This is a genomic window from Lactonifactor longoviformis, from assembly GCF_042848515.1.
In the GTDB taxonomy this organism is placed as follows: domain Bacteria; phylum Bacillota; class Clostridia; order Lachnospirales; family Lachnospiraceae; genus Lactonifactor; species Lactonifactor longoviformis.
Genome location: NZ_AP031453.1, coordinates 4,212,067 through 4,227,405, shown reverse-complemented (window position 1 = coordinate 4,227,405; position 15,339 = coordinate 4,212,067). Strand labels below are relative to the sequence as shown.

Here is a 15,339-nt window from a genome sequence, read left to right as displayed (position 1 = left end):
AGGGGGAATGGCCATGTATCAAATTCTGTTTGTGGAAGACGATGAGGATATCCTGTTCCTGATATCCCGGTATAAACTCTGGAGACAGGGGCAGTACCGGATCGCCGGGACTGCCGCCAACGGAAGGGAGGCGCTGGATAAACTGGCAGCTGCTCATTATGACCTTTTGATCACGGATATTCGTATGCCTGTCATGGACGGGCTGGAGTTGTGCCGCAGAGTCCGGGAATTGGGATACCGGACCATAGTTATCCTGGCCAGCACCTATCACGACTTTGCGTATGCAAAGGAGGGGATGCGTCTGGGGGCTGTGGAATACATAGAAAAACCCTTTAGCGAAGAAAAACTGGAAGAGGCCCTGGAACTGGCCGGGCGTTTCCTGGGTGGGAATACGCTGGAGGATGAAATCTATGACCGTCTGATGCACCAGAACCATACTGCGCAGCAAATGGCCGGGTATTTAACCGGACAGCTGCAGGCTGTGTTCCCGGATAATCCGCTTATGGACCGGCAAGAAGCAGCGGCCGTCCTGCAGGGGGTTTACGCAAAACTGGTAAAGCGGGCGCCCTGGCTGGAGCTAATGGGCGGTGTGGACATCTACATCGGGGAAAATATACCAGAGGACACCAGCAGGGTATTACAGGAATATTTGAATATCGTGAACCGGTATCAGCTAAGGGAACCGGATCCGGTGGTACAGAAGATGGTGACCATTCTAAAACATAACATATGCCGTCCCCGGCTGTTGGATTACCTGTCAGAGCAGATGGAGCTCAGTAAGGATTATATGGGGAAACGGTTCCGAAGCATAGTCGGAATCACCATTTCCGAGTATTGCACACGCCTCAAAATGGAACAGGCAAAGGCGATGCTGACAGGGACCACGAAGAAAGTTTACGAAATAAGCAGAGAGCTGGGATATACCACCGTGGACTATTTTACCGGGTTATTTAAAAGCTATACGGGAGTTACACCAACCACGTACCGGAACAGTAAAACAGGATAAAAACGGAATTCTTGGGTATAAAACCGGATTACTATGGTTTATTATTTTTTCCATATCCATTATGATTATTATATATTCAATTAGAAAAACCGGTGGACAAAGCTGTCATATCCCATTGTGGGAAATGGCGGCTTTCCTTTTTGTATAGATACAGAGGGGAAACCATCCTGAGGACAAGACAGTCAGGTTTTTCAACTTATTTGAGGAGGATGACATTATGAAAAAACGTACATTTGGAGCCATTGTATTATCTGCAGTGCTGGCAGCATCCCTGGCAGGCTGCAGCGGCGGTGCTATGACAGAGATTACAGACAAGGAAACAAATAAGACAGAGACGGCAAGCGGCAGCGAGGAGGATTCCAAAGATTCCATTAAGGTAGGTATCCTGCATTCCCTGAGCGGGACGATGGCCATCAGTGAGACCTCTGTCAGAGATGCGGAGCTGCTGGCAATCAAGGAGATCAACGCAGCCGGCGGGGTCTTAGGAAAGCAGCTCGAGCCGGTTGTGGAGGACGGTGCATCGGATAATGCCACATTTAAGGAGAAAGCAGAGAAGCTGCTCCTCAATGACAAGGTTGCCACGGTATTTGGCTGCTGGACTTCAGCCAGCCGCAAGGCAGTCCTGCCAACTTTTGAAAGCAACAACGGACTGCTCTGGTATCCGGTCCAGTATGAAGGGATGGAGGCTTCCAAAAACATTTTCTATGTAGGAGCGGCGCCTAATCAGCAGATCGTACCTGCGATTGAATATATGAATGAGAATTACGGAAAAAAGGTGTTCCTTTTGGGTTCTGATTATGTATTTCCACGTACTGCCAATTCCATTGTGAAGAAGCAGGCAGAAGATCTGGGAATGGAGGTAGTTGGCGAGGAATATACACCCATGGGACATACGGACTATACCACCATCATCAGCAAGATCCAGGATGTAAAGCCGGATTTCGTATTTAATACACTAAATGGAGATTCCAATGTGGCATTTTTCAAACAGTATAAAGATGCGGGGCTTACCCCGGATGAGATCCAGACCCTGTCTGTTTCCATTGCGGAGGAGGAGGCCGCAGGCATCGGCGCATCTTACCTGGAAGGACATCTGGTAGCCTGGAATTATTATCAGACGACGGATACCCCGGAGAATAAAAAATTCGTGGAAGCCTATAAAACAGAATATGGAGAGGAGCGGGTGACGGACGATCCCATTGAGGCAGGTTATGATGCCGTTTACCTGTGGGCAGCAGCAGTAGAAAAGGCGGGTACAACGGATGTGGATCAGGTACGGGAAGCCGCAGGCGGAATTGAATTCAAGGCTCCGGAAGGCACCATAACCATAGACGGAGAGAACCAGCATATGTATAAACCGGTGAGAATCGGAATGGTGAATGGAGAAGGACTGATTGATGAGGTATGGAGCACAGATGGTCCGGTGAAGCCAGACCCGTATCTGGAAAGCTATGAGTGGGCCAAGGGCTTATCCAACGTCCAGTAATTGGAAAGAGAAAATTGAGAGGAGGTATCTGGTATGGAATTATTCCTGATGCAGTTGTTCAATGGTATAAGTGTCAGCTCCATCCTTCTGATGGCCGCCCTTGGCCTCGCAGTAACCTTTGGACTGATGGGCGTTATAAATATGGCCCACGGGGAATTCCTTATGGTTGGAGCCTATACGGCATACATAGTACAGAAATTGTTCATTGAGTATCTGCCGGCCGGTGTATTTGATGCATACTGCATTGTGGCAATCCTGTTGTCCTTTCTGGTGGCAGCAGTTCTGGGATTTATCCTGGAGCGTCTGGTGATCCGCAGGCTTTATGGGAGGGCGGCGGACAGCCTGCTGGTCACCTGGGGAATCAGCCTGATTCTCCAGCAGGCAGCCAGAAGTATTTTCGGCTCCCCAAATGTGGGAGTGAAGGCACCGTCGTTTTTGGAGAAAAGTCTAAGGATTCACGGCATGCTGTCTCTTCCCTATAAGAGGATCTTTATCCTTATCCTTGCCGTATTCTGCCTTTTCGGCGTGTATTGGCTGATGTACCGGACCAGACAGGGAAGGAACATCCGGGCAGTCATGCAGAACCGGGATATGGCAGCGGCATTAGGTGTCAACACCGGACGGATTGACTCGGCGACCTTTGCCATCGGATCCGGGCTGGCCGGACTTGCGGGGTGTGCCCTCACCTGGATCGGTGCCATAGGCCCTACACTTGGCACGAATTACATCGTAGATACCTTTATGACCGTTGTGGTAGGCGGGGCAGGAAGTCTGCTGGGTTCTGTCTTCGGAGCCGGATTTATCGGGATCGGAGGCACAGCCTTTGAATTCTTCACCACAGCCTCCATAGGCAAGGTGCTTATCTTCTTATGTGTCATTCTGCTTCTCCAGTTTCGGCCAAAGGGAATTTTCGCAGTGAAAAACAGGGCGCTTGAGGACTGATTTGTAAAAAAGGAGTGTGAATATGAAGACAATGAAAAAAATCAAGGGGACGACGATCCTGGCAGCGGTCATCTTTCTGCTGCTGGCAGCCCTGCCTTTCTATATGCCCATGTTCCGTGTCAGCCTCTTTGGGAAATATATGTGCTTTGCCATCATTGCCCTGGGGCTGGATATGATCTGGGGCTATACCGGCATCCTGAGTCTGGGACATGGGGTTTATTTCGGACTGGGAGCTTACTGTATGGCCATGTACCTGAAATTAGAGGCGGCCGGGGGAAACCTGCCGGATTTTATGTCCTGGAGCGGGCTTGACCGCCTGCCTGCGGCTTGGGTACCTTTCGGGAATCCCGTATTTGCAGTGGCGATGGCAGTGGCGGTACCGGTACTTCTGGCGGTGATTATCGGATATCTGACCTTTACGAACAAGATCCGCGGCGTGTATTTCTCCATCCTTTCTCAGGCGATGGCAATGATTATGGGCACCCTGCTGATCGGAAGCCAGGCATTTACCGGGGGTTCTAACGGGCTTACTGACTTTAAGACCATATTCGGGCAGGATATCCATGCACCTGTGACGAAAATCGTTATGTTTTATGTGACCCTGCTTGTACTGGTGCTGCTTTTTGCCCTGTGCCGGTTCCTGACGGGCAGACGGGTGGGAAAAGTATTGATCGCTATCCGCGACGGAGAGAACCGGGCGGGTTTTGCCGGATATAATACAGCAAACTATAAGGTGTTTGTCTATGCCTTGTCGGCTTTTATGGCAGGAATCGCCGGAGCCCTTTACGTAGGGCAGGTGGGAATCATATCTCCGGCGGAGGTGGGAGTAGTCCCCTCTGTGGAGATGATCATCTGGGTAGCTATCGGCGGCAAGGGGACCCTCATCGGCCCTGTTTTGGGGGCTCTGGCGGTAAACAGCCTGAAGACAACAGCCAGTGAAAATTTTCCGGAGCTTTGGTCCTACTTCATCGGAGTCCTGTTTGTAGTGGTGATCCTCTGGCTTCCGGGAGGCGTGATATCCCTGAAGGAGATCCCGGGTAAGATACGGGCAAAGTTAAGGCTGCACAGGGAGGAGACCTCCTCCGCAGAAGAGAAGATTCCGGATAAGACTGCTGTAAGGAGCAAATAAAAGAGTCAGAATGGAGGGATTTAAGATGGAACAGCTCATGGAGAGAATGGATACAGGAGTTACACCTGTTCTGGATATTGAGGATGTCAGCATACAGTTTGGTGATTTTAAAGCGATCAAAGACGTATCTACATCCATCGGGAAAAACGAGATCCGATTCTTTATCGGCCCTAACGGCGCGGGAAAGACGACGATCCTGGACGCGATCTGCGGCAAGAATAAGGTATCAGACGGGAAGATCGTGTTTCACGGGGATGCCGGGGATCGGGATGTGACGAGAATGAAAGAGTATGCGATCTCAGATCTGGGAATCGGAAGGAAATTCCAGGCTCCCAGTGTCTTTGGGGGGATTACCATTGATGAGAACATGGAACTGGCTGTTGCCAGAAAACATTCCATTTATTCTACCACATTCTTAAAGCTGTCAAAGGAAAAAAGGGAATACATGAATCATATTCTGGAGTTCATCGGACTCAAGGATAAACGTTTTCAATACCCGTCAAGTCTTTCCCACGGGGAAAAGCAATGGCTGGAGATCGGGATGCTTATGGCGGCAAGACCAAAGCTCATGCTGCTGGATGAGCCTGTTGCGGGCATGGGACGAAGGGAAACAGAAAAAACAGCTGAGATGCTGAAGAATATTAAGAAGGAGTGTTCCATCATAGTGGTGGAGCATGACATGCAGTTTGCTAAGGATGTCTCGGATACCGTGACCGTCTTCCATGAGGGGACAGTGCTGGACGAGGGCACGATGGAGACGGTACAGCAGAACCAGCAGGTCATTGACGTTTATTTAGGAAGAGGCTGAGAGGAGGCAGGAGAATGTTTCAACTAGAAGGGCTATACGCAACCTACGGAGAGGGGATGGTCCTGCGCCATGTGGATTTAGAAGCGCCGAAGGGGCGAATTACTTCTCTAGTCGGGCGGAACGGAGCCGGCAAAACGACTACACTGAGGGCGGTTATGGGACTGGTGAAGACGCCGCAGGGGAAGATTAGTTTAGACGGGCGTGAGCTGCAGAAGCTACCCGTATATGAGCGGGCGAAGCGTGGAATCGGCTATGTGCCGCAGGGAAGGGAGATATTTCCGCAGCTCACCGTGGAAGAAAACATCCTCCTGGGTCTGGAAGCCGGAAATGGGAAGGGCGTAATTCCGGATTTTATTTTTGAAACCTTTCCCATATTGCAGGAGTTTCTGCACCGCAAAGGCGGGGATCTGTCCGGCGGACAACAGCAGCAGCTTGCAATTGCCCGCGCGGTAGTATCCGGACCTAAGATCCTGATCCTGGACGAACCCACCGAGGGGATACAGCCTTCTGTAATTCAGGAAATCGGGCGGGTTATCACAGAACTGAAGTCAAAGATGGCCGTGCTGATCGTAGAACAGTATCTGGAATTTGTCCTGGATATCGCAGATTACTGTTATGTCATGGAGAACGGCAGAATCATCATGGATGGGGAGCCGGAACGTTTAGACCAGGACCGCCTGCAGGCTACTATGTCACTTTAAGGGGGAGGACCGGAGATGAAACTGACACCAAAGGAACAGGAAAAACTGATGCTGCATATGGCCGGAGAGCTGGCAGCACAGAGAAAAGACAGAGGATTGAAACTTAATTATACAGAAGCGGTGGCTTATATAAGCTCCCGGCTTCTGGAAATGGCAAGGGACGGAAAGTCTGTAGTGGAGCTGATGGAACTGGGACGGCAGCTTCTGACAGAAGCGGATGTGATGGACGGCGTGAGTCCGGTACTTGGTTCCGTCCAGGTAGAAGCAACTTTTCCGGATGGGACCAAGCTGGTGACAGTCCACGATCCCATACAGCCCAAAGAGGGGTATGAAAGTGCTCCGTGTCATTCTTTGCAGCCGGGAGAAATCATGCCCCAGGACAAGGACATTATATTGAATCAGGGGAGGAAGACGAAACAGATACCGGTTGCCAATACGGGGGACCGACCAATTCAGGTTGGCTCCCATTTTCACTTTTTCGAGGTGAACCGTCTGCTGGTGTTTGACCGGCCGGAGGCATTTGGATACCGTCTGGATATCCCTTCCGGAACCTCGGTACGGTTTGAACCGGGAGAGGAGAAATGCGTTAATCTGGTTGAGCTCGGCGGCAGGAAGACTGTCTACGGCTGCAATGACTTAACACAGGGAAGGACGGACTCCAAAGGGCTGGAACAGGCGATGGAGCGGGCGGCCGGAAAATCCATGCTTCAGGATGAGGAGGTGAGAGGATGAGCTATCGTATCAGCGGCAGGGAGTACAGTATGATGTATGGCCCCACAACGGGCGACCGGGTGCGCCTTGCAGACACCTGTCTGCTTGCACGTGTTGAGAAAGACTATACCACCTATGGGGATGAGATTAAATTCGGAGGCGGAAAGACCATCCGGGACGGCATGGGGCAGTCCGTGAAGACAACGAGGGCAGACGGGGATTTAGACCTGGTGCTTACCAATGCCGTGGTCATAGATTACACCGGAATCTATAAGGCGGATATCGGAATCCGGGACGGCAGGATCGCGGGGATCGGAAAAGCAGGAAATCCGGATATCATGGACGGTGTGACAGAAGGAATGACGGTGGGCGCGTCCACGGAGGCCCTTGCGGCGGAGGGGATGATCGTGACTGCCGGAGGCATCGATTCCCATATCCATTTCATCTGCCCCCAGCAGATTGACTGTGCCCTGTTCTCCGGGATCACGACCATGATCGGAGGCGGTACCGGCCCTGCAGACGGGACGAATGCCACCACCTGTACCCCCGGCCCCTGGAATCTGGCCCGGATGCTGGAGGCAGCGGAGGAATACCCCATGAATTTAGGCTTCCTCGGAAAAGGCAACTGCTCCGACGGGGCTGCTCTGGCAGAACAGGTGGAGGCCGGAGCTATGGGACTGAAGATTCATGAGGACTGGGGAGCTACTCCTGCGGTCATTGACCACTGTCTGAACGTGGCGGACGAATATGATGTGCAGGTAGCCATCCATACGGATACACTGAATGAAGGCGGCTGTGTGGAGGATACCCTGGCGGCCATTGCCGGAAGGACGATCCACACTTACCACACGGAAGGAGCCGGAGGCGGCCATGCGCCGGACATCATCCGGGCAGCAGCAGCACACAACATACTTCCCTCTTCTACGAATCCTACTATGCCATTTACGGAAAATACGCTGGATGAACATCTGGATATGCTGATGGTCTGCCATCATCTGGATAAGAATATACCGGAGGATGTTGCCTTTGCAGACTCCAGAATCCGGCCTGAGACTATTGCGGCGGAGGATGTCCTGCACGATATGGGAGTGTTTAGCATGATGAGCTCCGATTCCCAGGCTATGGGCAGGATCGGGGAGGTGATCACCCGGACCTGGCAGACCGCGCATAAGATGAAGGAAGAGCGGGGGCCATTAGAAGGGGACAGAGCAGAGGATGACAACTGCCGGATCAAACGGTATATCGCCAAGTATACCATCAACCCGGCGATCACCCACGGCATCTCTGATTATGTGGGGTCCGTAGAGACAGGCAAGCTGGCAGACCTTGTCATATGGAACCCGGCATTTTTCGGTGTAAAGCCGGAGATTATCATAAAGGGTGGCATGATCCTTGCTGCCAGGATGGGGGATGCCAATGCTTCTATCCCCACCACGGAACCTGTGATGTATCAGCACATGTTCGGAGCACATGGAAAAGCAAAGTACCGTACCTGTGCCACCTTTGTGTCAGAGGCGGCGGCAAAAGCCGGGATCCGGGAAAAACTGGGCTTGCAGAAGATGATACTTCCGGTACATCACACCCGGGATATTTCAAAGAAATGCATGGTATATAATGATGCGACCCCGGAGATTACCGTGGATCCGGAGACTTATGAGGTGAAAGCAGATGGAGTGCGCCTCACCTCTAAACCGGCGGACAGGCTTCCATTGACCCAGTTGTATTCCCTGTTTTAGGAAGAGGAAAAATTACAGTGAAAGTGAGGAAAACGCTATGATCTTGTGTGAGGCTGTCTTGGGTAGTGTAAACGAGGAAAAATTTAAAGCAATGGCAGCGGACTATGTGGAGATCGAATGGCATGAAGCGTTCAAGCGCATCCATCAGAAAACCACCCGGCAGGGGAGGAAGATAGGCATTCGTCTGGGATCAGAGATCCTGACAAAAGGCCTGCGGGACGGGGATATCCTGTGGCAGGAGGGGCAGGAAGTGATTGCCGTGCAGATTCCAGCCTGTGAAGTGATTGTTATTGACGTAGACAAAGCCCACCGGGAAATGGCTTACAAGGTGTGCTATGAGATTGGAAATAAACATGCTGCCCTTATAAAAGGAGAGGAAGAGCTGCAGTTTATCACCCCGTATAATGAGCCAACCTTACAGCTCTTGAAGAAGCTGCACGGAGTACAGGCCAGAAAAGAGGTAAGGAAACTGGATTTTGACCGGGCAGTTTCGTCAACGGTCAGCAGCCATACCCATTGATTTTGAGGCAGTATCAGACTACAGGGGCTTTGGAAAGGAGCTGGAAATGACAGAACAGGCAAAGGCGTATCTGCTTCTGCAGATAAATGATGCACTTTTTCCCATTGGGGGATATTCTCATTCCTACGGTTTGGAGACCTATATTCAGAAGGGAATCGTTACCAGTGAGCAGACCGCCGCCGTCTATATCAGGCAGATGCTCCTTTGCAGCCTGTGTCCCAACGAGTTGCTTGCCATCCGTATGGCGTGGGAGGAAGCGGGGAAGGAAAATCTGGAGAATATTGCGGAGTTGGAGGAGATTATCCATTGTTCCCGTTCTGCCAGGGAAGTGAGGCAGGCAGGCGAAAAATTGGGGTCACGTTTTATCAAGACGGTAAAAGCGCTTTCCGTTGATTATGAGACGCCTGTATTTCTGGATTACACGAAACTGTCCGGTCCGAAGACGCATTGTGTGGCTTACGGTGTTTTTTGTGCCGCCGCAGGGATTACCTGCCAAGATGCATTGCAGCATTATCTGTATTCCCAGGCTTCGGCCATGGTGACAAACTGTGTAAAGACCATCCCTTTAAGCCAAACCGCCGGACAAAAGCTTTTATTTGAGTGCCATGGGGTATTCGGGCAAGTGATGGAGAGACTGGAGAATATGGAAGCGGAGGAATTGGGAGCGGCTGCGCCGGGATTTGAGATACGGTGTATGCAGCATGAAGGACTGTATTCACGGCTTTATATGTCATGAAGGAAAGTCAAAAGCAGAAGATATAAAGGGAGTGGAGTTATGTCATATGTAAAAATAGGAGTAGCCGGGCCTGTGGGGTCCGGCAAAACCGCGTTGATTGAGATTCTGGCCAGAAAGATGGCGGCAGAGTACAGCATCGGCGTCATCACGAATGATATCTATACAAAAGAAGACGCGGAGTTTTTGTGCAGGAAAAGTATTCTGCCCAGGGAGAGGATTATCGGCGTTGAAACAGGTGGATGTCCTCATACAGCTATACGGGAGGACGCCTCCATGAACCTGGAGGCTGTGGACGAAATTACAGAACGCTTTCCTGATGTTGAGATCATTTTTATTGAAAGTGGAGGGGATAACTTGTCCGCCACTTTCAGTCCCGAGCTTGCCGATGCCACGATCTTCGTCATTGATGTGGCGGAAGGAGATAAGATCCCCCGCAAGGGAGGCCCGGGTATCACCCGGTCGGATCTCCTTGTCATTAACAAGATCGATCTGGCTCCTATGGTGGGGGCAAGACTGGATATTATGGAACGGGACTCTAAGAAAATGAGAGGGGATAAGCCGTTTTTATTTACCAATATACGGGATGATGAAGGCGTGGACCGGGTGGTTCAATGGATCAAACAGTGTGTGCTGCTGGAAGGGGCCGGGTGATGTCATGGAAGAGAGCAAAAATGCCTACGGAAAGGTGTCCAAACTGCGGGTCGTAGCCGGAGAAAACGGCGGAAGAACCTATCTGAAGGAACTGTCATTTACTGCGCCTTTTAAAGTGATGTCCCCGTTTAAGCTTCCTGACGGGGGCATTAGGGTTATGCCCCTTATGGCGTCTGCAGGCATTCTGGAGGGAGACAGACAGAAGATCTATCTGGAAACGGAATCCTGTGCGGCAATGGAATGCGTATCTCAGTCCCATGAGAAGATCCACAAAATGAAAAATGGCAGTGCCGGCAGGGAAACCTGCCTGAGGGTGGGGAAGAACGCTGTCCTGCTGTACCGTCCCCTCCCTGTGATCCCTTTTGCAGAGTCTGCCTTTCGGGGGCACACTGAAATCTGGCTGGAGGATCTAAGCAGCAGCCTGTTTTACCAGGAAATTGTATCCTGTGGGCGGGCAGCAAGAGGCGAGCGGTTTGACTACCGGCATTATTTATCTCTGGTAGAGGCATGGCGGCACGGGAAACTGATATACAGAGAAAACAACCGGTTCTATCCAGACCTGGATGCTATGGAAGATGTGGGAATGTTTGAAGGGTATTCCTACCTTGCTAATCTCCTGTTCTTTCACGAAGATGCATCCGGATGTATCGGAAAAATCCGCAGGCTGATTGAGGAACAGCAGGAAATTTCCGGCGGTGTCACGCTTACGGCTGAATCGGATGTGGCAGTGCGTATTTTGGGCAGTCAGGTACAGAAGTTACAGCAGATATGTGACAGGATATATGCAATTGTGAAAGAGAAAACTGGTTTAGGCACGATATAGGGGAAAAAATTTTCATAAAAACATGTTGACAAAATCTTCCAATAAATATATACTACAAAACATATAGAAACAGTAGGAAATGGAAGAGGGAAAATCATGATTCAGAAGTATAGGACTACAGGAAAAAGATATATATGTGTTATGTGCTGCTGTATGTGTAAAGATACAGAACCTTTTTTTGCATGTATCCATATGGTTCCTGATCCTGATGGGAAGATCTGAGTTATATCCTACATAGGTTTGCGAGTGATGCGGATACCGGAAAGGGGTGTCCGTTTTTTCCTGTCATATTGATAGTTAAAAAAACTATCCGGCATCGTCTTTATCAACCCAATAGACTAAAGGAGGAACATACATGGAGAATCATACAGTTATTGCAGAGAGGCACGCACATCATCACCACGGCGGGATGGACGGGTTTCATGATTATACGGAAGCCGTGAACGCCTACCGGAAGACATTTCCAGACAAGCAGCAGGTTCTGGAGCAGACCCCGGATCCGGCTGTGAGGGAAATGCTGCTCCATCTGCAGGAGATGGGAGTGGAGACCGTATTTGACCGGTTCGACAGCCAGCAGCCCCAGTGCCCCTTTGGGATTGCCGGGGTATGCTGTAAAAACTGCTATATGGGTCCTTGCAAGATCACAAAGAAATGTCCCCGGGGTGTCTGCGGGGCGGACGCAGATGTAATCGTTGCCAGGAATATGCTCCGGGCGGCAGCGGCAGGCGCAGCAGCCCACGGGGCAAGGGGACGGGAGAGTATGCTTGCCCTGAAAAAAGCGGGGGAGGGGACATTAGACCTGCCCATAGAAGGGGAAGCGAAGATCCGGGCCGTATGTGATATCTATGGGATAGATACAGAGGGAAAGAGCATAAACAGGCTGGCGGCGGAAGTGGCGGATATTTTACTGGAAGATCTGTCCCGGACTGTCCCGGGTGCTCACCTTACACTGACGTCCTTTGCACCGAAGGAAAGACAGGAGGTATGGGCGGCGTTGGATATCCTGCCAATCAGTGTATACCACGAGGTATTTGAGGGTCTGCACAGGACCAGCACCGGAACAGACGGGGACTGGAGGAATATCATGCAGCAGTTCCTTAGGGTAGGCCTGGCATTTGCCTGGACCAGCTGTCTGGGAAGTTCCATCGCCATGGACAGCCTGTATGGGCTGCCTAAGAGAAGCAGGTCGAAGATGAACCTGGGAGCACTGAAAAAAGGGTTTGTCAACATAGCGGTCCACGGCCATTCCCCGCTGCTGGTCAGCGAGATTGTGCGCACCGGGCAGTCAGAAGCATTTCAGGAAAAGGCAAAAGCAGCCGGAGCAAATGGAATTCAGTTCTACGGGATCTGCTGTTCCGGGCTTTCCGCCATGTACCGCTATGGAGGAGTGATCCCCCTCTCCAATGCAGTTGGTTCGGAACTGGTGCTGGGAACAGGTGCACTGGATCTGTGGGTGGCAGATGTACAGGATGTGTTCCCTTCTATTATGGAGGTGGCGAAATGCTTTAAGACAACTGTTGTTACCACCAGCGATTCCGCGCGGCTGCCGGGAGCGGAGCACTATGCCTTTGACCACCACCACTCCAATCTGGAGGAGATTCATGGCCTGGCTGTGAAGATTGTGACGCGGGGCATAGAGAGTTTTCAGGCACGCCGGGAGGTGCCCGTGTTCATCCCGAAATATGAAGTGGAGGCGGAGATTGGGTTTTCCGCTGAGTTTGCCGCAGAACATTTCGGCGGGCTGGAGACGATTGCTGAAGCCCTGAAGGATGGAAGAATCCTCGGTATTGTAAATCTGGTGGGATGCAGCAATCCCAGGATTATTTATGAAAAAGCCGTGGCAGAAGTGGCGGATGTCCTGCTTAAGAACAATGTATTGATTCTGACCAACGGATGCGCGTCCTTTCCGCTTATGAAGCTGGGATACTGCTCGGTAAAGGCCCTGGAACAGACGGGGGAGGGACTGAGAAACTTCCTTACTGATGTACCCCCGGTATGGCAGATGGGGGAATGCCTGGACAATGCACGGGCTTCCGCACTGTTTTCCGGTGTGGCGGCGAAAAGCGGCCATGCAATCAAAGACCTGCCATACGCTTTCGTAAGCCCCGAGTGGTCCAACGAAAAAGGCATCTGTGCGTCGCTGGCTTTCCGGCTTCTGGGCATGAATTCCTACCACAGCGTCTATGCGCCCACCCAGGGTTCGGAAAAAGTGTCAAAGTTCCTGGAACATGGAACAAAGGAACTTTTGGGTTCGGAAATGATTGTGGATGTTGACCATATGGCCCTGGCGGAGCGTATTGTGAATGACCTGAAAGAGAAAAGAAAAGCGCTGGGCTGGGATTCATAAAAAGGAGACGGAATGAAGAGAATAAAAGCATTTGCTGCATTTCTGACAGTGGTTTTACTGCTTGGCAGCGCATTATACTATAAATATGATCAGATACATGCCGATTCAGGGAAAGAACAGGTGACTTTGAAAATAGCGTATCTTCCAATCACCCATTCCCTTCCGCTGTTTAAGACAAAGGAACTTTTCGATGGAGATGTGAAAGTGGAACTGGTGAGGTACGGCGGCTGGGGGGAACTGATGGACGCCCTGAATACAGGCAGGGCAGACGGCGCGTCCGTGCTGATTGAACTTGCTATGAAGGCAAAGGAACAGGGAATCCCCCTGGAACTGGCTGCCCTTGGGCACCGGGACGGGAATGTGGTCATAACCAGGCCTGACATTACCCAGGGAGACCAGCTTCGCGGAAAAACCTTTGCCATTCCAAATGAGCAGTCTTCCCACAATATCCTGCTTCAGGAATTGCTGCAGAAAAACGGACTGTCCACAGAGGATGTGCAGATACTTGAGATGGCGCCCGCGGAGATGCCCTCCGCGCTGCAGAGCGGACAGATTGACGGGTACTGTGTGGCGGAACCATTTGGAGCCAAAGCGGTAAGCGCCGGGATAGGCAGAGTATTTGCCACATCCAGAGAACTGTGGGAGGATTCCATATGCTGCGGGATTGTATGGAATAAGGAGTCGGTGCAGGGGAAAGAAAAGGAAGCAGAGCGGTTTGAAAGGACGTATCTGCAGGCAGGCGACAGCATGACGGATGAAGAAGCAGAGACTCTTGCTGAGAAATATCTGGGCCAGGAAAAGGAAGTCGCCCGGCAGTCCCTTGCCTGGATTTCCTTTGAGGACTTGTCTGTAAGCAGGCAAGCATATGATACCTTATGTGAAAAAGAGAGGGCTTTTGGCCTGAGCCAGAACCCACCTTCTTATGAAGCATTTGTTAAGACACAGGGAGAGCAGGGAACAGGAGGCAGAAAATGAAAAGAGTAAGGACGCATGTGATTCCGTTTGCCGTATTGCTTCTCGGCTGGCAGCTTCTGGCATGGGCCGGCATCTTCCCTAAGAGCCTCTTCCCAGGCCCGGGGGAAGTATTTCATGCACTGGCGGACCGGGCGCTTTCAGGAAAGCTTCTGCTGGATGTGGGCGCCAGTATGTACAGGTTTCTTATTGGGTATACCTTTGCTTCCATTCTGGCAGTCCTTCTGGGGCTGGCTCTTGGCTGGCTGCCCGGAGTATGGAACTATATGAATCCGGTTATCCAGATACTGCGCCCCATATCTCCGGTGGCCTGGCTTCCCTTTATTATCCTGTGGGCAGGGACAGGGGATGTGCCGGCTATAGTGATTATCTTCCTGGCGGCGTTTTTTCCGGTTCTGCTCACCACGGTCAGCGCGGTGGGGAAACTGGATCCCGTATATAAGAAGATAGCCGGAAACTTTGGGGTAGGGAAGGTAAAAACCCTCTTTGGGATTATCTTTCCGGCATCCTTTCCCCAGATTGCATCAGGGCTCCATCTGGCATTGGGAACTGCATGGATATTCCTGGTTGCAGGGGAGATGGCCGGGGCGCAGTCCGGTCTGGGGTACCTGGTATCGGACGCCAGGAACAGTCTGGAAACAGATCTTCTGATGGCGGCAATCCTGGTGATCGGTATTTTAGGGCTGGTTTTGGATATACTGATGCGCTATGGGGAGGAGCAGGCAGGAAAGATATGGGGATTTGAGACTACACAAGGAGGCGGGAACTGAT

At 51.4% G+C, this 15,339-nt stretch carries 15 protein-coding genes; all 15 read left to right on the top strand.

The annotated features are described in order from the left end of the window. Nucleotides 1-13 precede the first annotated feature (13 nt). The 15 genes from ACGHCT_RS19280 to ACGHCT_RS19210 all read left to right on the top strand — a co-directional run bounded on the left by ACGHCT_RS19280 (nt 14) and on the right by ACGHCT_RS19210 (nt 15,338). Complete coding sequence (locus tag ACGHCT_RS19280) at nt 14-1,006, top strand: response regulator (RefSeq protein ID WP_072851701.1); 993 nt, start codon at nt 14-16, stop codon at nt 1,004-1,006. 217 nt (nt 1,007-1,223) lie between these two features. Further along, entirely contained in the window at nt 1,224-2,492 is a 1,269-nt protein-coding gene (urtA, locus tag ACGHCT_RS19275; RefSeq protein WP_390437256.1) for an urea ABC transporter substrate-binding protein, read from the top strand. A gap of 33 nt (nt 2,493-2,525) precedes the next feature. Continuing rightward, nucleotides 2,526-3,434, top strand: coding sequence for an urea ABC transporter permease subunit UrtB (urtB, locus tag ACGHCT_RS19270; RefSeq protein WP_390437255.1), 909 nt, complete (start codon nt 2,526-2,528; stop codon nt 3,432-3,434). 22 nt (nt 3,435-3,456) lie between these two features. Next, nucleotides 3,457-4,563: an urea ABC transporter permease subunit UrtC gene (gene urtC / locus ACGHCT_RS19265; protein WP_072851707.1), complete on the top strand. Its 1,107-nt coding sequence runs from the start codon at nt 3,457-3,459 to the stop codon at nt 4,561-4,563. 25 nt (nt 4,564-4,588) lie between these two features. Continuing rightward, entirely contained in the window at nt 4,589-5,371 is a 783-nt protein-coding gene (gene urtD / locus ACGHCT_RS19260) for an urea ABC transporter ATP-binding protein UrtD (protein WP_390437254.1), read from the top strand. 14 nt (nt 5,372-5,385) lie between these two features. Beyond that, nucleotides 5,386-6,072 (top strand): urea ABC transporter ATP-binding subunit UrtE, encoded by a 687-nt coding sequence (urtE, locus tag ACGHCT_RS19255; RefSeq protein WP_390437253.1) that lies wholly within the window; start codon nt 5,386-5,388, stop codon nt 6,070-6,072. A 15-nt stretch (nt 6,073-6,087) separates the two neighbouring features. Beyond that, nucleotides 6,088-6,804, top strand: a complete 717-nt coding sequence (gene ureA, locus ACGHCT_RS19250) for an urease subunit gamma (protein ID WP_390437252.1) — start codon at nt 6,088-6,090, stop codon at nt 6,802-6,804. Beyond that, nucleotides 6,801-8,519 (top strand): urease subunit alpha, encoded by a 1,719-nt coding sequence (ureC, locus tag ACGHCT_RS19245; RefSeq protein WP_390437251.1) that lies wholly within the window; start codon nt 6,801-6,803, stop codon nt 8,517-8,519. The genes ureA and ureC overlap by 4 nt, the downstream gene beginning before the upstream one ends. Nucleotides 8,520-8,556: 37 nt before the next feature. Next, nucleotides 8,557-9,039, top strand: a complete 483-nt coding sequence (locus ACGHCT_RS19240) for an urease accessory protein UreE (RefSeq protein ID WP_390437250.1) — start codon at nt 8,557-8,559, stop codon at nt 9,037-9,039. Continuing rightward, a complete protein-coding gene (locus ACGHCT_RS19235) occupies nt 8,996-9,775 on the top strand; it encodes an urease accessory protein UreF (protein WP_341443418.1) in 780 nt (259 codons plus the stop codon). The genes ACGHCT_RS19240 and ACGHCT_RS19235 overlap by 44 nt, the downstream gene beginning before the upstream one ends. A 39-nt stretch (nt 9,776-9,814) precedes the next feature. Continuing rightward, nucleotides 9,815-10,426 carry an urease accessory protein UreG gene (gene ureG, locus ACGHCT_RS19230; protein WP_072851717.1) on the top strand — a complete coding sequence of 204 codons (612 nt, stop codon included), beginning with the start codon at nt 9,815-9,817 and terminating at the stop codon, nt 10,424-10,426. Nucleotides 10,427-10,430: 4 nt separating this feature from the next. After that, on the top strand, nt 10,431-11,249 hold the full coding sequence (locus ACGHCT_RS19225) for an urease accessory protein UreD (RefSeq protein WP_390437249.1): 819 nt from the start codon (nt 10,431-10,433) through the stop codon (nt 11,247-11,249). A gap of 355 nt (nt 11,250-11,604) precedes the next feature. Continuing rightward, nucleotides 11,605-13,596 (top strand): anaerobic carbon-monoxide dehydrogenase catalytic subunit, encoded by a 1,992-nt coding sequence (gene cooS / locus ACGHCT_RS19220; protein WP_390437248.1) that lies wholly within the window; start codon nt 11,605-11,607, stop codon nt 13,594-13,596. Between the two features lie 12 nt (nt 13,597-13,608). Continuing rightward, nucleotides 13,609-14,571 (top strand): ABC transporter substrate-binding protein, encoded by a 963-nt coding sequence (locus ACGHCT_RS19215; protein ID WP_072851723.1) that lies wholly within the window; start codon nt 13,609-13,611, stop codon nt 14,569-14,571. Continuing rightward, complete coding sequence (locus ACGHCT_RS19210; RefSeq protein WP_390437247.1) at nt 14,568-15,338, top strand: ABC transporter permease; 771 nt, start codon at nt 14,568-14,570, stop codon at nt 15,336-15,338. Before ACGHCT_RS19215 ends, ACGHCT_RS19210 begins: the two co-directional genes overlap by 4 nt. The last annotated feature ends 1 nt before the right edge of the window (nt 15,339 follow it).